Annotated in this window: 21 protein-coding genes; 19 read left to right on the forward strand and 2 right to left on the reverse strand. The window is 30.7% G+C overall.

Going from position 1 to position 18,912, the window contains the following annotated elements; genetic code table 11:
* Positions 1–121: 121 nt before the first annotated feature.
* The 3 genes from D1816_RS11280 (at position 122) to D1816_RS11290 (ending at position 3,796) form a co-directional block, all read left to right on the forward strand.
* On the forward strand, positions 122–280 hold the full coding sequence (locus D1816_RS11280; RefSeq protein WP_082832507.1) for a DUF1737 domain-containing protein: 159 nt from the start codon (positions 122–124) through the stop codon (positions 278–280).
* A 149-nt stretch (positions 281–429) separates the two neighbouring features.
* Positions 430–591: a DUF1737 domain-containing protein gene (locus tag D1816_RS11285; protein ID WP_082832508.1), complete on the forward strand. Its 162-nt coding sequence runs from the start codon at positions 430–432 to the stop codon at positions 589–591.
* A gap of 292 nt (positions 592–883) precedes the next feature.
* Complete coding sequence (locus D1816_RS11290) at positions 884–3,796, forward strand: PKD domain-containing protein (RefSeq protein WP_118502940.1); 2,913 nt, start codon at positions 884–886, stop codon at positions 3,794–3,796.
* Positions 3,797–3,828: 32 nt separating this feature from the next.
* Here D1816_RS11290 and D1816_RS11295 read toward each other — a convergent pair whose 3' ends face one another.
* A complete protein-coding gene (locus D1816_RS11295; RefSeq protein ID WP_118502942.1) occupies positions 3,829–4,362 on the reverse strand; it encodes a CIA30 family protein in 534 nt (177 codons plus the stop codon).
* Positions 4,363–4,615: 253 nt separating this feature from the next.
* Here D1816_RS11295 and folE point away from each other — a divergent pair, with 253 nt between their 5' ends.
* Positions 4,616–5,314, forward strand: a complete 699-nt coding sequence (gene folE / locus D1816_RS11300; protein ID WP_066316588.1) for a GTP cyclohydrolase I FolE — start codon at positions 4,616–4,618, stop codon at positions 5,312–5,314.
* Between the two features lie 77 nt (positions 5,315–5,391).
* Complete coding sequence (locus D1816_RS11305; RefSeq protein ID WP_118502944.1) at positions 5,392–5,562, forward strand: Lacal_2735 family protein; 171 nt, start codon at positions 5,392–5,394, stop codon at positions 5,560–5,562.
* A gap of 108 nt (positions 5,563–5,670) precedes the next feature.
* Here the strand turns inward: D1816_RS11305 and D1816_RS11310 are convergent, their stop codons facing one another.
* A complete protein-coding gene (locus tag D1816_RS11310) occupies positions 5,671–6,687 on the reverse strand; it encodes an alpha/beta fold hydrolase (protein ID WP_158597768.1) in 1,017 nt (338 codons plus the stop codon).
* 219 nt (positions 6,688–6,906) lie between these two features.
* Between D1816_RS11310 and D1816_RS11315 the strand changes: the two genes are divergently transcribed.
* The 14 genes from D1816_RS11315 to D1816_RS11380 all read left to right on the forward strand — a co-directional run bounded on the left by D1816_RS11315 (position 6,907) and on the right by D1816_RS11380 (position 18,790).
* Positions 6,907–8,028, forward strand: a complete 1,122-nt coding sequence (locus tag D1816_RS11315) for a sensor histidine kinase (RefSeq protein ID WP_066317777.1) — start codon at positions 6,907–6,909, stop codon at positions 8,026–8,028.
* Positions 8,025–8,729: a LytTR family DNA-binding domain-containing protein gene (locus tag D1816_RS11320; RefSeq protein WP_118502950.1), complete on the forward strand. Its 705-nt coding sequence runs from the start codon at positions 8,025–8,027 to the stop codon at positions 8,727–8,729. The genes D1816_RS11315 and D1816_RS11320 overlap by 4 nt, the downstream gene beginning before the upstream one ends.
* A 91-nt stretch (positions 8,730–8,820) precedes the next feature.
* Positions 8,821–9,435, forward strand: a complete 615-nt coding sequence (locus D1816_RS11325; protein ID WP_118502952.1) for a nucleoside monophosphate kinase — start codon at positions 8,821–8,823, stop codon at positions 9,433–9,435.
* Between the two features lie 254 nt (positions 9,436–9,689).
* Positions 9,690–11,165, forward strand: coding sequence for a hypothetical protein (locus tag D1816_RS11330; protein WP_118502954.1), 1,476 nt, complete (start codon positions 9,690–9,692; stop codon positions 11,163–11,165).
* A 95-nt stretch (positions 11,166–11,260) separates the two neighbouring features.
* On the forward strand, positions 11,261–11,836 hold the full coding sequence (locus tag D1816_RS11335) for a GrpB family protein (RefSeq protein WP_118502956.1): 576 nt from the start codon (positions 11,261–11,263) through the stop codon (positions 11,834–11,836).
* Positions 11,833–12,831, forward strand: coding sequence for a phosphotransferase (locus tag D1816_RS11340; RefSeq protein ID WP_118502958.1), 999 nt, complete (start codon positions 11,833–11,835; stop codon positions 12,829–12,831). The genes D1816_RS11335 and D1816_RS11340 overlap by 4 nt, the downstream gene beginning before the upstream one ends.
* Before the next feature lie 186 nt (positions 12,832–13,017).
* Positions 13,018–13,527 carry a hypothetical protein gene (locus D1816_RS11345; protein ID WP_118502960.1) on the forward strand — a complete coding sequence of 170 codons (510 nt, stop codon included), beginning with the start codon at positions 13,018–13,020 and terminating at the stop codon, positions 13,525–13,527.
* A 185-nt stretch (positions 13,528–13,712) separates the two neighbouring features.
* On the forward strand, positions 13,713–14,153 hold the full coding sequence (locus D1816_RS11350) for a GNAT family N-acetyltransferase (RefSeq protein ID WP_118502962.1): 441 nt from the start codon (positions 13,713–13,715) through the stop codon (positions 14,151–14,153).
* A 223-nt stretch (positions 14,154–14,376) separates the two neighbouring features.
* On the forward strand, positions 14,377–14,943 hold the full coding sequence (locus tag D1816_RS11355) for a Crp/Fnr family transcriptional regulator (RefSeq protein WP_158597769.1): 567 nt from the start codon (positions 14,377–14,379) through the stop codon (positions 14,941–14,943).
* 67 nt (positions 14,944–15,010) lie between these two features.
* Entirely contained in the window at positions 15,011–15,418 is a 408-nt protein-coding gene (locus D1816_RS11360; RefSeq protein WP_118502966.1) for a DUF6463 family protein, read from the forward strand.
* Between the two features lie 2 nt (positions 15,419–15,420).
* Complete coding sequence (locus D1816_RS11365) at positions 15,421–16,149, forward strand: DJ-1/PfpI family protein (RefSeq protein WP_066316610.1); 729 nt, start codon at positions 15,421–15,423, stop codon at positions 16,147–16,149.
* Positions 16,150–16,153: 4 nt separating this feature from the next.
* A complete protein-coding gene (locus D1816_RS11370) occupies positions 16,154–17,326 on the forward strand; it encodes an FAD-dependent monooxygenase (protein WP_118502969.1) in 1,173 nt (390 codons plus the stop codon).
* A gap of 196 nt (positions 17,327–17,522) precedes the next feature.
* Complete coding sequence (locus D1816_RS11375; protein ID WP_118502971.1) at positions 17,523–18,209, forward strand: hypothetical protein; 687 nt, start codon at positions 17,523–17,525, stop codon at positions 18,207–18,209.
* A gap of 149 nt (positions 18,210–18,358) precedes the next feature.
* The gene (locus D1816_RS11380; protein ID WP_118502973.1) at positions 18,359–18,790 is read left to right on the forward strand and encodes a VOC family protein; all 432 of its coding nucleotides are present in this window, start codon (positions 18,359–18,361) and stop codon (positions 18,788–18,790) included.
* The last annotated feature ends 122 nt before the right edge of the window (positions 18,791–18,912 follow it).

The following is an 18,912-nucleotide window of genomic DNA, read 5'->3' on the forward strand; positions in this document are numbered from 1 at the left end:
AAGCTTAACTCACGAAAATATGATTTTACTATTTAATCTAATTATGGATACCCGCAATAACAGTATAAAAATCCTAAATAAATTAGTGTTTAACTATACTCAATTAAAAACTAACTAAATCATGAAATACAAAATTATATCTGCCCAAACCGAAATTAAATTAGAGAATAGAGTCAATATATTTTTAGATGATGGTTGGGAGCCCACCGGAAGTATGTTTATTTTAAATTATGGAGGAGAATTAGGTTTTAGATACTTTCAACCTATCGTTATTGGTTAGTAAGTATTAAGAGGAGCGAAAAATCTTACCAAAGAATTTTATACACTGTTAAATAATTGTTATACGGATACCCGTAACAAATTGATTAAAATTTTGAATATCTTAGATTTTCACACCCCACAACATATAAAAGTAAAACTCGTCAACCTATGAAATACAAAATAGTATCTGCTCAAACAGAAAACAAACTGGAAAATAAAGTTAATGTTTTCCTCGATGATGATTGGAAACCCACAGGAAGTATGTTTATACTTAATTATGGAGGAGAATTAGGACTTAGGTTTTTTCAACCTATTGTTAGTGAAGAGTAAGAATAAAAAATAGTAAATCATGCAGTAGCAAATACAAAAAATGAATTGCTTTGTTAATAAAGTATAAATTATTTACAATTATTAATCTGGTTGACCAAAATTTATAAGTATAACCAAAAAATTATACTACTTTTATACTACTAAAATATCCCCCTTCTGTATTACAGTTATTCAATAACCGTAAAATAACAATTGGTTCTTATACCATAACATCCACATATCTTTCTATTTTTTTTAAGACAATAAAAACGTCATTATCGTCATTGTTTTATTATTTCTAAAAGAAACTATTATGCTTAAAAAAATAGCCGTTTTTCATTTATTATTTCTTGCTAATCAATATGTTTTTGCTCAAACTACCAGAAATAATTATAACGCCAGATATGAATTAAATGATCACATCTATCATGGAGCTGGACAGAGTTATTCTGATTTTCAATCTTATTATAACAAAATGCCTAAGCATCATAAGCCATCTATGTATATGCATTATGTTTCGCTTAAAAGTTTAACATCTGGCACTTGGTCGACTACTTTAAAATCTAATTTAGCGTCTTTTGGAAACGATTTTGTCATACCACAGATTGGCGTATCAATGACTGTAGATGGGGATCCAAATCAACATTATGAAGATGATGTCGCTATAGGAAAGTATGACCAACAGATCGATTATCTTATTGAAGGTTTAAAAGAATTAGACAGGCCTGTTTTCTTGAGAATTGGTTATGAATTTAATGGCTCTGCTTGGAATGGATATCAAGCATCAACTTATGTAGCATCTTTTAAGAGAATTACCGATAAAATAAGAGTAGCAAACATAGAAGTCGCTACTGTATGGTGCTTTTCTGCTGATGGTGATGCTGACTTCACTTCATTTTATCCAGGGGATTCTTATGTTGACTGGTGGGCAATTGATATTTTTTCTGCAGAAGGATTCACGAGTACAAAAACAGTAGCCTTTATGAATTCTGCCCATAGCGCTAGCAAACCAGTAATGATAGGAGAATCTACCCCTAGATTTGTTGGTGCAGACGATGATCAAGATTGGGATAATTGGTTTAAAGATTATTTTAATTTTATTGATAATTATCCCGGTATAAAAGCTTCTTGTTATATTAGTTGGGATTGGAGCAATACTCCTTGGCCGACATGGGGAAATGCTATAATTGGTACAAACGACTTGATTCGTGTTTTATACACCCATCACTTAAGAGAACGCTCTTTCTTTAATGCTAAAAGTGAATCTGAAACCAGAAAACTTTTTTCCCCAAATGATGTTATTGCACCAGCAACTCCAATACTAAATGAAACAGAAATGAATCCTGCTAAACCATTTCTTAAATGGAATACATCAAACTCTGTCGATACCGCACACTACATTATTTATAAAAATGGATCTGCCATAGGTACGACTAGTACTAATCAATTTACTGATATAAGTGCCAAAGCCGGCCAATCTTTTGGTCTGGCAGTAAGTGCTATCGACTTAGCGGGTAACGAAAGTCCAAAATCGGCTTCATATTCTTTTGAACTTAGTACTACTATTATAAAAAATACGAATCCAAATTTTGAGATTGACAATTCTTTTTGGTCATTAAATACATTTGAAGGGGCACAAGCCTCCTTATCACATTCTAATAAAAGTGCTACTATACGCCTTGATCAATCAACGGGAACAAACTGGCACACACAATTGGTACAGGCAACAGATATTAAAGCCGGCAATACCTATTACATAGAAATAGAGGCTTATGCGAGTTCCTCTACAACAATAGAAGTTGTCTTACAACAAAATCACTCTCCGTATGGGTTATTAATCGACCAACAGCCAACGCTTTCTGAAACTCTAACAACAATTAAAACTCCAATTGTCACTGCGACCACAGATGATACTATGAATATTGCGATTTTTTTAGGTCAGGTAAGCCAAGGAATCGATATAACAATATCAAGCATTAAATTATATGAAATTAGCGAATCAAATACTGCAAATAACAATACTCCAATTGCAATAATACCCAAAGAAAATATTACGGTTGACACAGGAGAACTTCATCTTAATGGTTCCTCTTCTTTTGACAGTGACGGAATAATCAATTCGTATAAATGGGCTCAGATAAGCGGTCCAAATTTAGCAGTTACAAGTGGCGACTCAACACCTGATTTTATGATTAACATGAATAAAGAAGGGATATATATTGTACGTTTGACTGTAACCGATGATAAAGGAGCGATAGGGACAGATGAAATAGAAATCAAAGTCACTGGTAACTCAACAGACATAAAACCTGTTGCTTTATTTACTGCAACGCCAATAACAGGAACAGCTCCTTTACGGGTACTTCTAGATGCCTCTGCTTCTTCTACACCTAATGACGAAAATTTAACCTACTCCTGGGATCTTGGTAACGGTAATACTGCTACAACGGTAACAACTTCGGCTACCTATACACAAGTGGGTGAATTCATAATATCATTAACCGTTATTAATGAAGATGGAAAATCGGATAGTGCTACCAAAATTATTAAGGTTATCGATGCAGATACCAATTGCGGTTACGGAACACCCATTTTAGAAACACTGGCATCGATCAATACTCAATACACCCATATTAATGTACTTGGAGAGCAAGGTCCTGATCTTTCTAATATAACAAATTTTACTATAAATTGGAGTCTTGAGAATAACGGGTTATATCAGTTCTCAATGAACACAAATAATGGTAATCCTAATTATTGGAATAACTTTCTTCCTAAGATTAGACAAAAATTTAATCAACCTCAACCAGAGTTAACACTCACAGGAACAGGAATCCCAGGACTTGATGGCTCTTATTGGGTAACTTTAGATTCTGATAATTTTGTAATGGTTTCCAAAACTAAAAATTTTACCATTTATTATTCTAAAACTGCAACTACACCCAATTGCAATAAGCAACAAGTGGAAACCTCAAAAACTCTATATAGAAAAGCCTTAATGTATCCCAATCCTAGTCGACAGGATTTTATTTTATCTCTTAACAATACTAAAGAAGTTTCTAGAATAGATATATATGATGTAATGGGACAAAAAATTAACACCCTTTATCCTTTAAATGATAAAAACATACAATTTGGTAAAAACCTTTTATCGGGTATTTATTTTATCAATATTGTTCTAAATACTAAAGAAATTATTACCCTTAAAGCTGTAAAAACTGAATAACTAGTACAATACTATAGCTATGATTAGTCACATTATTGTAATTTAATACTATCTATTTCTAACTTAAAATTTTCAGCTTCTTTATTGGCAATAAGAAATGCAATTTCTTCAAGGTTTTCACAAGGAAAATTATCCATGTCTAATTTCCTACCTCTAAAAGTAGGGTACATATCTAAAAGCGATACCTCTATCGACTGCCAATCTTTTGTAGTTTCAAAATAAGAGATATATGCATGTCGATCATTTTTATTTGATTTAATCCTAAACTGATACCGTTTTCCGTCCCCCTTTAATTTAATAAGGACTTTACTGTAATTTGCAACTCTTTTAGATTCAAACGTATGCCTTACCGAAGAAAACCCACCATTGTTTTCTAGGGATACGTATCCTTCAAAAACGCCATTACCTTCTTCATTAATATAGAAATTACCTCCTGAACGACCACCCATAACGGTATCATCAACAATTTTCCAACTAGTGCTAATACTATCCTTATTGAAATCAAAAATAATTAATGAGTTGCTCATCGTCATAAAAACACTGTAAAATAGAAATAGATACTTCATAAGCTCAATATTTAAAAAGCTTTAAAAGCCTCGAACCTATTCAAAGGTACAACGGTTCAATAAATAAAATTTATAGTAGTATGTTAATTTTTGTTTAATGTATACTTCAAAAAGTTAAACATTATTGTAACTTTGAATTGAAAGTATGAGGAAAAAGCGTAAGTACACTTGAAATTAATTCAACAAAACAAAGTCTGCATACCTTAATACTGAAGGTAAATTTTTGCCATTTGCACATCTTAAATAGTAACGAATGAAATTACAAACTGAAACAATAACAAAACCTAATGGTTATAATTTAAATGGTTTTTCGATTGAAGATATAGGAGATGATCACCTTAGTACAGGACTAGAAACACCCATGAAAAAAAATGCTTTCGATATATCTGATTCTGAAAAAAAGGAACGAATTGCTCATTTATTTGCAGAAATCATGGATGTTATGGGATTAGATTTGTCAGATGATTCTCTACGTGGCACTCCCCAGAGAGTTGCAAAAATGTATATAGATGAGATCTTTTCTGGGTTAGATCCCAAAAACAAACCCAAAATAGCATTATTTGATAATAAGTATAAGTATCAACAAATGCTAGTCGAGAAAAACATCACTTTTTATTCTAATTGTGAGCATCATTTTGTTCCTATAATTGGTAAAGCCCACCTTGCTTACATCTCGTCTGGTAAAGTAATTGGTTTATCTAAACTTAACAGGATTGTACAATATTTTGCCAAACGCCCACAGGTCCAGGAACGATTAACGAATCAAATTGCTACAGAATTAAAAAAAGTTTTAGAGACGGAAGATATTGCTGTAATTATTGATGCGAAACACCTTTGTGTATCTTCTAGAGGAATTAAGGATGATACTTCGGCAACAGTAACTTGTTACTATGGGGGAGCATTTAATACGCCCGAAAAAATAGCAGAATTACAAAACTATCTTAACCATTAATTTTTTTCATCGTGTAACAAAGTTAGTGTAAGTAAATAGAAGGCTTATAAATTATAATATACATTTAAAAACACATTATGTTTGGATTGTTTAAGAAGAAAAGTCAGGTTGAAATATTACAGAAGAAATATGAAAAACTGATGAGTCAATGGCATGAATTATCAAGTATTAACAGAGCAGAAAGTGATAAAAAATATGCTGAAGCAGAGATGATCCTTAACCAAATCGAAAGTCTGAACAAAAAGTAAAAAAAGAAGCGAGTTTCAAAAATGAATCTCGCTTTAGAAATAGTTTTACATTTGATATGATATGGTCGATTAAATAATTGACTTTAGATAAATCAGTAGTATCATTGATTAACTTTTTAATTCTTTCAGTAATTGAACAATTTCTCTACAGATAATATCAGCATTCTTTTTTTTTGTAAAAATAGTTTGATGGTTCCCATCAATTAATACCTGTTTCCCAATGCACGAAAGATCTATGAATTCTTTCTGAGCTTCAATAAATTTGTTTAGATATTTTTGAGGGTTTATACCTCGTTCCCGATATGATTCTTTATCGATTTTGATTGCTGTGAAGACTCTAATTGGCAATGCTTCAAATTGATTAATGATTTTTGCGAGTTTTAGATTAGAGTGGTAATTTTCTAATTCGCCTTTGTATCCTCTTAGACCTTTTCCGTTTAATAGCATATCTCGCATTCGATTATTTATTTCTTTGGGTAAACCATCACCAGCAAATGTAGGACCTGTAAAACTTTCTATCAGACCTAAAACTCCCGCATCTGCAAAAAAAGTGGCCACATTCAGCCCCCAAATCACTGATTTAAATCTAAAAGAAGATACTGGTGCAGCATTAAATCTTTCAACTTGTTCTGGGTGTGTAGCGTCAATAAAAACTACAGCTGCTACTTCATTAGGATATAGTTTTGTAAATACACGTATGTAAGTACCTCCAATTGAATGTCCTGCCAATATATATGGCGGTGATTCACCTGCATTTTTCAGAAGTTTTCGTAATTCTTTAGCAATAGTTTCTGCATCACGCGGTGTATTGCCCAATTCACTATAACCAACTCCAGAACGATCATAACGTACCACTCGCAAACTATCTTTAAGTCCTTCACTTAACCAATGGTAGTATTCTGTTGGTAAACCACCACCTCCTTCAATTACCAGAGTTGGTTTATTACTTTTTTTTCCTGTGGCATTTATATGAAATTTAACCCCATCTACCGCTATAAGTTTCCCCTCTGGTTGATTAGGCTCGGCACCCAATAAACGAAAAATTAAGCCCGCTAGAACTAATAATGTGATTGATACCGAAATGAACAAAAAGAATTTTTTTATAATTTTCATAATAATTTTCATGATACTTAATTTTTGCATCAAACATAGTTGTACTTTTCTCGAATCCCCATTTATTATTACAAACACACCCGAAATACCTTTACACAATTGCTATCGTAGGTTGTAATAGCGTTCGCTAAAAAACTAGAGTGATTTAACCTAAAAATGATCATGTTTGTCATGTTTATTTGTTATCCTTATGCGAATCTCTATTTTTATATGAGATAAATGATTATGCGTATGAAAACCCATTTAACCAGCTTTATTAAAAGTAACTATAGGGAATTAGTCATAGGAGGAATTCTTGCCAGTGCAATTTTTATAGTTGGACACTTTTCTGGTGGTTTTATCGTACGACCAGATTCTGTTGTTCTACCTTTTTATATGGGTATAAACATTTTTAGCTTTTTGTTTTGTTGGCTGACTCTTGCACTTTTGATTTCCAAGTTTCCGATGTACAAAGTTTTGGGAGTATTTGGGTTACTATTTTTGGGAGCAATAGCAGAGTATTTCATGAATATTCCTAATAATCCGATTACTATCCCATTATTGATTTTATTTTGGATGGGAGTCAGTTACTTGATTATACCAAAGTTTTTTAAAAAATACCAGATCGCTATTATCTTTACTTATGGTGCTGTGATTACTTATTTCTTTATGTTCAGAAGAACATCTAATTATGCAGAAGATCACCATCCGGTTGTTACTACTTTTCTTATCGTTTCTATATCAATGATGATCGTTTTGTGGGCATATGATCGGTGGAAATGGTTGACTAACTTAAGAGCAGATAAAGCTAAGGCAGAATTAATGTTATTAAAGAATCAAGTTAACCCACATTTTTTCTTTAATACCCTGAATAATCTGTACGGATTAGCCGTAGAGAAATCAGAAAAGGCTCCTGCCATGATCCTTAAGCTCTCTGATATAATGCGCTATACAATATATGATGGTAATGCCGATTATGTTTATCTAAAGGATGAAATAGCCTATATCGAAGATTATATTGAATTAAACAAAATACGATATCAAAAAAAAGTGGAAATTACCTTTATAAAAGATATTCCTTATTCACACAAAATAGCTCCAATACTAATTGTAATTCCTTTAGAAAATGCATTTAAACATGGTGTCGAGAGTTTGATGGAAAATGCCTTTATCAAAATTGAAATTACCACAACCAATTCGGGTATATTTTTTCGAATTAAAAATAATTACGAATTCAAAGAACTAAAAAGTAAAGGTATTGGATTAGAAAATTTGCAAAAGAGACTTGCCATGATCTACCCTAATAAACATAAATTAGAGATAACTAAAACTGAAGATATTTACGAACTAAGTTTATCAATCAAAACAACATGAACTATCTAATTGTAGATGATGAGCCGATAGCACATCGTATTTTAGAAGGCTACTGCGCCGAACTAGCATTTTTAAAAAAAGTTGGTAATGCTTACAATGCACTAGAGGCATCAGTAATAATTACCAAGCATAAGGTAGATTTGATTTTTCTAGATCTTAACATGCCTAAAATTATGGGGTTTGAATTATTAAAAACATTGCCCTCTCCTCCTAAAGTTATCGTAACAACTGCTTATAAAGAATATGCCTTAGAAGGTTATGAATTAGATATTATTGACTATTTGTTAAAGCCTTTCTCACTTCCACGTTTTTTGAAAGCAATCAATAAAATTACTACAGAAAAGGAAGAAAAAAAAGTCGAAATGAGTACTGATGACACGAAAAAAAACGAACGTTTTTTTCTCAAAGGAGACAAAATGTATCATCAAATTCTAATGAAAGATATTTTATTTGTAGAGGCTTTTGGCAACTACTGCAAAGTCTATCTTACAGAAAAAATGATCCTTACCCATGAAAAAATTTCTACGTTAGAGACATCACTCATTAAAGAAAAGTTCCTGCGAGTTCATAAGTCATTCATTGTAGCAATTCATAGAATTGAGACCATTCAAGGAAATCAAATCTATATTCACAATCATAAAATACCTATTGGTCAGACCTACCGAAGTAAAATCAATACTTTAATAGCCAGAAAAAAATAATTGTGATATGTATGCTTTTGTGTCTTGCCCTTATTTGTAAAAAACAGCATTTAGTAAATATAAAAAGTAATGTATACTTTATACTAAAAATATGTTTACTAGTGAACATAACGAATTGTTATTATACACAACCGAAATGAAACAATGTCATTTAATTACTTCAACAAGTTTTTCATCCCAAAAAGGGTTTGAAGATATACTTGTTGAAATATTTGATTTAACAAAGTTGAATATTCAAGAGTTACTAATCAATAAACTAAGGAATGATTCAAATTCTGACCTTGCAAACGATATAAAAAAACAGGTTGAAAAGGGAGAATTAGTTTCAACAACTCTAATTACTGAATTAATTAGAGAAAAAATAATTGAAATTAAAAATGAGATACTTATTATTGGATACCCAAGAACAAAAGAGCAACTTGATTATTTGACAAACTTGCTTTCTGAAAACGGGTTCGAAATTATTCAATTATGGATATTGGAGTTAAACAACATTGAAAGATTAATTGAAGGTAAAGATCAACAAGTAAGTACAGCAATGATTAAAAAATTTGACCAAACTAAATATCAAAATAAAGAAATATCTGAATTAATTGATTGTCCTGAAATTACAACAAAAATGGAATTCGAATATCCTATGGAATGGGATACGTACAAAATACGAAGTAAAATAAAAGATGTGTATAACACTATATATAGCAAATAGAACGAGTTGTGTGTAATCCAATAGTATTTGTCCATTTGCAAAGTCGCCAAATCTCTTGATTTGGTATTACAAAAGTAAAATTAAAACAAAACACAAAAGATTTAGCTTGTGGCTAAACCGAAATAATCACTTGTTTTCTATCCTATTTAACAAATATTAAACGTCATAAGCAACCCAAAAAAATATCACCAAACTCTAGGTAACATTTTCACCAATTAAAACATAAAGTAATATATAAACAAACTAGATAACAAATGAAAAAAACAATCTCCACATTGATTCTTGTTCTATTTTATTTAATCGCCTTTCCTTATCAAACAGAGTTTGTAGTTACAGAAGGAGTTGAATATGGAAATTCTGGGCCTTTATCACAAGGAATAAATACTCTAAACGGTAACGGTACAATTACCATCAAAGGTGATATTAAAGTTAATGGTAATGTAACAATTCCAGAAGGAATTGAACTTAACTTTTTTCGAGGAAACAAACTTAAAATAAATGGTAATGTTACAGTAACGATTAATGGAAGTATTAATGCTGGTTCCTATCAAATATTTGATTTAGATGATAATGGGACAGTTGATGATTGTTTTATTGATAATTTTGATCTTACTAAAGATGATGGAAAAGTTAACGGAAATCTCAAAAATGATTTTGTAATACCTCAATGGTTTGGTGTAGATGATACCGGAAGTCAATTTACATCTCAACTATTTCAAAAAGCTATAGAAGCATTTCCTAATGTAAGAAAATTTGTGGCCAATGGAAGATTTGTTTTAGACCGTATGTTATATCTGAATCAAAGTAATAGATACTATGATTTTAGCGGAGCAACATTTATTGGCGCTAATTCTGATTCTAGAATAATGTGCCGGGGTAATGATGATTTATGGAACATCCCATCCAACGAGTTAATAAATTATGAAATTCTTTCTGGACAAAGTAGAGATAACCTAGATGAATATCAACTTTTAAACACAAGCAGTATTAAAGGGTCTGTAGGTGGAGGAATGATTGCGATTGGAAAATATTTCACAAAAGAGGATACCTTCATCTCCCCATACTCTGTATGGGACGTTACTTTATATGGAGGTTATTACATTCCTAGATATAAAGGAGATGTTGCAATAGGTATTGGAAATGCTAAAAATATTGAGATCACAGATGTTAATATTAATTGTTATAATGGTTTACGAGGTATCGCCATTCAACCTCCTACTAATAAAGAAAGAGTAAAAGGGAATTATGCAAAACTGTTTTATTTAGATAAATGGGAGTATAAAATTGACTCCATAACGACATCAAAAATTAGTAGAACAGATCATATTATTCTAAAAAATATTATTCAACAAGGGGGGATTAATATCATAAACATTGATATAGAGCCTGGAACTAAACATTATGTCAAAAATGTAGTAATTGATAATGTAATAGGTCATGAAATCACAGGCTTAGAACACCTTACTGGGGAAAAAGGTCACTCATTTAGATTGAGCTCTCAAAATGATGGTATTAAAATAGAAAATGTCTCTTTATCTAATATCATATTAAGCTATGTTCATGGAGGGTTTCGATTTGACGGTGTAACTGGATCCATATCAAATTATCAAATAAATGCTGCTCAAAATAGTGATGAAGAATATGTAGAAGTAAATAGCTTTATAAAAAATGATCGAAAATCTTTAGAAGATGCTCTAAAAAGAATTTCTGAATTAGAAAAAAGTAACTAAGCAGACTTGGCTTATATCGGAAAAGTAAAAAACATTAAAACGATTTTTTACTTGAGACGTTATTAGCCACAATTAGAGCCTACAAATGAAAAAAAATGACAAAAAATCTAAAAGAACTGAAAAAAGAAGATTGGAATAGACTTTTTCCAGTCGAATTGGTAGACCATAATCCCGAATGGAAAAAAATATACGAGAAAGAAAAACAACAAATTTTAGATAAAGTCGGGAAAGAAAAAATATTGCGAATAGAACATTTTGGGAGCACATCTATACCTTCTATCAAATCTAAACCTTACATTGATTTAATGATTGAAATTCCAAAAGAATTATTATTTGACGAAAAATTAATTAAAGAATTCTCGCAATTGGGGTATTCTCATTTTAAAGTTCCTACAAGAGAAAATATAGAAGAATATTCAACTTTTGGAAAAGGATATAATGTTGATGGAATGAAAGAACAGATTTTTCATATTCATATGTGTCCAAAAGACAATGCAATGTGGAAACAAATTAACTTTAGAGACTATCTAAATACAAATAAAAAACGGGCCAAAGAATACGAAAATTTGAAACTAAAGCTAGCTTCTAAATTTAAAACTGATAGAGGAGCCTATGTTTTAGGCAAAACAGATTTTATTAATGAAACAATTAATTTAACAATTAAAAAATGACAGTATTTCCAGTTACAACTTCTACACTTTCAGCAAAAGAGTTGGGAGATTTTATAAAAGATAAGTATCACTTGAACGAAGATTTCAAATGTGCACTATTTAGAACTGGAATGAATCACACTTATTTTCTTTCTAACGATAGCAAAAAATATGTTTTAAGGGTTTACAGTCATAATTGGAGGACAAAAACTGAAATCGTCGAAGAGATAAAACTTTTAAAATTGTTAAAAGAAAATGATTTAAGCGTATCCTTTCCCATTCAAGATAAAAACGGAGAATTCATTCAAGAAATAATTGCGCCAGAAGGGATTAGACACTTAGTACTTTTTTCCTTTGCTAAAGGTGGGAAGGTTCGATTTATGGATAATGAAACTTGTTTTGACATAGGTTCTCTAATGAGCAAAATTCATAACCTTACTTCGAATAAAATTATTAACCGAGAATACTACAATAAAAAATCTCTTTTAAAATTACCGTATGAACGTTTAACACAATTCTTTTGTGACAAATTGCCTGAAATGGCATTCATAAAAGAGTTTGGTGAAAACTTTAAGGATTCTGATTTTGAAAATACACAAAATGGAGTCTTACATATGGATATTTGGTATGATAATATGGCTATTACAGATGAAAAGGAAATTACGATTTTTGACTTTGATTTTTGTGGAAACGGAAAGCAAATTTTAGATGTTGCATACTTTTGCAAGCAACTTTTTTTCATAGAATCGGATAAAGAAAAGTATGAATCAAAAGTTCAGAGTTTTCTAAATGGTTATAGAAAAAATAGAAGTTTATCAGAAAAGGAACTTGAACTAATTCCAAAAGCGGGAGCTTCTGTTTTTGTTTTCTATCTTGGAATACAAGCACAAAGATTCGATTGGTCAAATATTTTTCTGACCGAAAACTATCTCAAAATGTTTGTTGGAAGAATAAAATCTTGGCTAAAATATTATGAAAAAAGAAAAATAACTGTGAATAACAATAGCTATAGTTAATACGGGTTTTGGTTCTTAACCCAAAATTTAGAGCTTTTAACTAAGTCTGCCAAATCTTTTGATTTGGTATTAAAAGAGAAAAATGAAAACAAAATACAAAAAATTGGCTCAGTGCTAATCCGAAAAGTTAGTGTCTTTTTGCACGCTACGTTTCATACACAAGTTCATTAGCAACAATTTGAGAAAATGGCAAATAAAAAGAAAGGACAACTAACTCAAACCAAATCTTGGGATAAGCATTTACGAAAAATTGGAAAATGTATATTCTGGAAAACTGAACGACCATCTGAAAAGAAAATGATCGAGCAAAACTTAGTGGAATTTAAAACTCAGACTTTATCCGAAGCTGAAAAAGAAAGTGCCGAAAATCTTTTTGATTATCTGAATGTGAAACTACTAAATTCTCTGAATTATTCGGAATTATTTAATATTTACTATTCTTTATTTTGTACGCTCGATATTCTTCCTGAAAATTTAAAATCGCTAAGACTAACAAAAGAAGCACTAGCTCTTACTTTTGTAAAATTATCAATCGAAAAGAATATTACTGGATTATTAAATCCATATAGTTCTGAACTGATAACAATTAATGATATTCAAGACGAGAAATATTGGATTGAACAAATTACTATTTGTATGAGAGCAGATAAATGGCCGAATCATAAAAACGCTAAAATATTACTCGGCACTAACTAAATAAAAAAGTAGCACAACATTATGTATGTAATCATAGCAGTTAAGTAATCAATCGATTGGTTCTTGTATTTTTGGTAAGGTACAATACTCACTGAAAATGAAAATTAGTAACCAATGTGCAGAAACCGTCAAAAGTTAGGTAACAATTAGCCCAACTACGACGCATATATTAAACCTTGGCTATAATGAAAAAAATAGATGATATTGATAAAAAGGAGTATAAAGAAGTTGTTGAACTTTGGGAAGCTTCAGTTAGAGCAACACATCATTTTCTAAAAGAAGAAGATATTGAATATTTTAAACCACTAATATTAAACACCTATTTAGATGCTGTTGAATTAAAATGTATTAGGGGTAATGGTAAAAAAATAGTTGGTTTTCTTGGAGTTGCTGATCAAAACTTGGAAATGTTATTTATTCATCCTGATTTTAGAGGAAAAAGAATAGGAAAAACACTATTAAATTATTCAATTGACAAATTGAACGTTACAAAAGTTGACGTGAACGAACAGAATGAACAAGCTGTCGGGTTTTACAAGCATTGTGGATTTGAAGTTATAGAGCGTTCTGAATTGGACTCTTCTGGAAAACCTTACCCAACTTTACATATGAAATTAATAAAATAACTACAGCCAACACGGTTTATAAAACATAGTTAATAAGTGCTTAACCAAAAGGTTTGTGTATATTTAGGAAGTCCCCCAAATTTTTAATTAGGCTTTTAAACGAGAAAAAATGAAAAGCAAAATATTTATATTTAGCTAAGTAATAAACCGAAACGTTAGTGCTTATCACTTGCCCTACGTTTCTTATACTGAACGTTAACAATAATTTGACATTGATTGTAAATTGAATAATATATCAAACAAAATAGCTTTAAATTATTGTGCTCTTAAGCAATCAACAGTTTTAGATTGGGAAACCAAGAGCACAATAATTGAATACAAAAAAGGTGATCAAATAGTAAAAGAAGGACAACAAAGGCATAAATTATTTTTTTTGATAAAAGGCTCTTTAAAGGCATATTATATTCTTAATGACAAGAAAATCACGGATTGGTTTGCTTTCGAAAATCAATTCATCACTTCAAGTTCAAGTTATCTCTCTGACGAACCAAGTCTTCATTTTATTGAAACCATAGAAGATTGTGTGATCCTTGAAACTGAAAAATCTAATGTAGAATTACTTTGCAAAAAACATCATGATTTTGAACATTTGTTTCGTGTCGTTTTATCAAAAGTCATTGTTCAATTTAGATATAGAATTGCTTCTATTCAATTTAAAACTGTTAAACAACGATATGAAAGTTTAATAGAACAATATCCACAGATTGAATTAACAGTACCATTAGGAGATATTGCATCTTATTTAGGAATAACACAAGAAACTCTAAGCAGAATAAGAGCATCTAACTAATAATTTGATATAGGTCAAAAAATATTTTTAAAAGTACGCTTACCTTTATACCTATAACAAGCGAATTATGAAGTTATTTAATGGCAAAATATTAATTTATATAGGAATTTCGCATTGTCTATTAGGTATATCCCCTTTTGCTTTTGGAAAACAATTTTTAACATTTTCTAAAACATACTTTTTCAAAATTAGTGATGGGCTTTTTGAATTTCCGTTGTTGAATGGAATAATGAATTATGAAAATTTTGCTTCTTTTTGGTTTGTATATTTTGGGATTTTAATTATAGTCATTGGAATTCTTATAAATTACATAGAAAAGACAAATAAAATAGTCCCTAAAAAATTCATAACTACATATCTAATTGCAGTATTAATTGGTGTTTATATGATTCCCTTTTCTGGTATGACATTTCTTATGCTGCCACACGCAATATATATGTTGTACCAAAGTAGAAACAAGAAAATTAAAGTCTAAAAATGAAAAAAACAATCACATTACTCACACTAACATTAATACTTTTAAGTTGTTCAGAACGAACAAAAACCAATTCTGAAAAAACAACAATTACAAAAATTCCAATACAAGAAAAAATAACAAAAAAGTTTATTAACCAAAGTTTACCAACCATTGGAATACTAATCTTTGAAGGAGTAATAATAAATGAAGTAGTTGCTCCATTAGATGTCTTTTCTAATCCCACCATTGACAATAAGAATCTTTTTAACGTAATCACGATTGCAAAAGAAAATAAAACTTATAACAGCGCTCATGGATTAAAAATAATACCAGATTTTGTAATTGAAGATATACCTGAATTAAAAGTTTTAGTAGTACCAAGTTCATACAATCCTACCGACCAAACTTCCGATGAAAAATTAGTGAATTTTGTTAAAGAACAGAATAAATCAACGGATTATATAGCTAGCCATTGTGCAGGAGCATTTTTAATTGGTGCATCAGGAATTGCGAACAATAAAAAAATAGTCACCTATGTTACTGGTGGAAAGTCTTTAAAAGAAAATTACCCCAATTTACAAGTTGTTGATGATAATAAAATTTCTGTTATTCAAGATGGGAAATTTATTTCATCGAATGGTAGCTTAGTAAGTTATATCGCCTCGTTTGATTTGTTAGAAAAACTAACAAGTACAGAACATAGAAAATTTGTTGAAACATCAATACTATTTGATAGAATAAAAAAATAAATTTATGACCGAAAATATAGCTATAATTGGTGGAGGAATTGGAGGTTTAGTTACAGCATTGTCCTTCGATAAATTAAATATTCCATATACATTATACGAAAGAGCAGCTTCGTTGGAAGCAGTTGGAGCAGGAATATGGCTATCACCAAATGCTTTACAAGTTTTACAATGGATTAATCCTACCCTACTACAGGAAATTCAAAATGCTGGAAATACTCTTAATAGAATTTTGGTAGCAGATCATAAATTTAACCCAATATCGGATTCCAATCAAGATTTTGTACAAGAAAAATTTGGTTTTACAACAATGGCTATACATAGGGGAGAGCTACAAGAAATTTTATATAAATATGTACAACAAGAAAATATTGAATTGGGTAAAGAATTCAAAGAATACGCACAGGATAGTGAAAAATCTATAAGGTTATGTTTTATAGATGGTTCTCATGTAAATACAAATGCAATAATTGGTGCAGACGGGATTAAGTCCAAAATAAGGAAACAACTATTTCCTAATAGTAAATTAAGATATTCAGGACAAACCTGCTGGAGAGGTATTTCTAACTATGATTTAGATCCTCTACTAGAGTCCGTAGGTTTTACCTTATGGGGTGAAAAATTGCAATTTGGTGTGTCTAAAATTTCAAATGGAAAAGTATATTGGTTTGCTGTAAAAATGAGTCAACCTAACTTAACCGATGATGAAAAAGACCGTAAAATTATTCTAACGAACATGTTCTCAGAATACCCTCCTCTTGTAACTTACCTTATTAAAAACACACCAAACGAGAAAATTTTTAGAGATGATCTTTCTGATTTAGAACTACTAAATAAATGGAACCTGGGAAATATCTGCCTAATTGGAGATGCTGCACATAGTATGACTCCAGATTTAGGGCAAGGTGGCGCTCAAGCAATTGAAGACGCATTTTACTTATCAAACTTCATCAAAAAAACTAAAAAATTAGATACAGCATTCGATAAATTTTATAATTATAGAAAGACGAAAGTTGAAAAATTAGTAAAACAATCAAGACTCACATCAAAAATCTCAATAACAAACAGATTCTTGGAAATCATTCGAAATTTTATTCTTAAAAAAACACCTCAATCTTATATAAAAAAACAGATGTTAGAATTGTATAAACTGGACAAAACTATTGCCAACAATATATAAGAAAATATAGGACTTTTGAGTTTAATAGGAAGGTCTGTATTTATTTGCCAAGTCACCAACTATAAAATTTGACGTTAATGAGAAAAAAGATAAAAGCAAAATTATTTATATTTGACTTAATACCAATCCGAAATGTATAGCTTATCCCCACCCTACCTTTATTATACTAATCGTTAAACAATATTAAAATAAAGATATGGGAATTTTTGATTTTCTAAATTCTAAACCTTCAGTTGAAAAACTCACTAAAAAACTTGTAAACTTTGTATACGACAGTGTTCAAACTGAAAAAGGTGTCCGAGTTGAAGATGCTCTTTGCGTAATGTCGACAATTTTGGCTGAAAGATGTATCAAAATTGCCGGTGAATTTTCGATCTATAAACACAATTTTAAACCTGGTTCAGCCATATTTTCTGAAAAAATTAATAAAATTCTTGTTGGATCTGTAGCAGTAGAAAATTGGAATGAATTACCAGAAGACGCTATTTTTTCAAAGATTAAAAGAAAAATAGATTCTCATTTTAGTAAAAAACCTTTCCCAGCGTTGACAAAAATTTTTGAAGGATTTGCAAAAAATATAGGAGAGTCAGAATGGGGAAACATTAGCTTAAGCGTACCTAATGAAAATAAACCTTCTATATTGCCATTACAAGCTGGATATGAAACAAGAAAGTATGTTGATGACACTATTAATCTCGAAAGTGACGAAAAAACCTTACGCATAGTAATAAATGCTATTTGTCGTATACTTATTGATACCAAAATGGCTTTAGACTCATCTATTGCTTTGACTTTAGTATTCGAAATAATAAATGGAATGTCTAAAACCGCTACAATGACTGATGAAAAAATGAAAGAATTACAAGCAGAAATAGAAAAGTAAAACATTACCAAACAACACCTATGCGATAATGCAGAGTTTGGGTTAAATCGAAAAGGTATTGCTTATTTTCTGCCCTACGTTTCTCATACCAAACGTTGTGCTTTATTAACAAAAAGATTAAGAATAATTAATTTCTGAAAAAATAAAATATGGCAACAATCAATACTTATTTAAGCTTTATGGGTAACACCGAAGAAGCATTTAATTTTTACAAATCAGTATTTGGTGTCGATTTCGTTGGTGGAATAAGACGCTTTGGAGATATCCCTGATAATGAATTAATGTCGGAGGCAGATAAGCAAAAAGTAATGCATGTTGGGTTACCAATAGGCCCCGGGAATTTCCTTATGGGGACAGATGCACTTGAATCCATGGGACAATCGCTAACATTTGGAAATAACTATTACATCTCTATTAGTCCAGAGAGTAAAGAAGAAGCTATTAAACTATTTAATGGGCTTTCATCAGGTGGAACGATAACATCACCACTAGAGGATACTTTTTGGGGTGCGTACTTTGGGACATTTACCGATAAGTTCGGAGTGCAATGGATGGTAAATTATCTTCAAACGATGAACTAAAAACGAAGCACAATAACGGCAATAATTCATTGCGACGGAATTTCCTACTCGGAAATTATTATCTTGAAACGATAACTCGGTTTTCTCAGAATATCCTAGCTTATGATTCCGTAATGAAACTA

The sequence above is a fragment of the Aquimarina sp. AD10 genome, from assembly GCF_003443715.1.
GTDB classification, from domain to species: Bacteria; Bacteroidota; Bacteroidia; order Flavobacteriales; family Flavobacteriaceae; genus Aquimarina; species Aquimarina aggregata.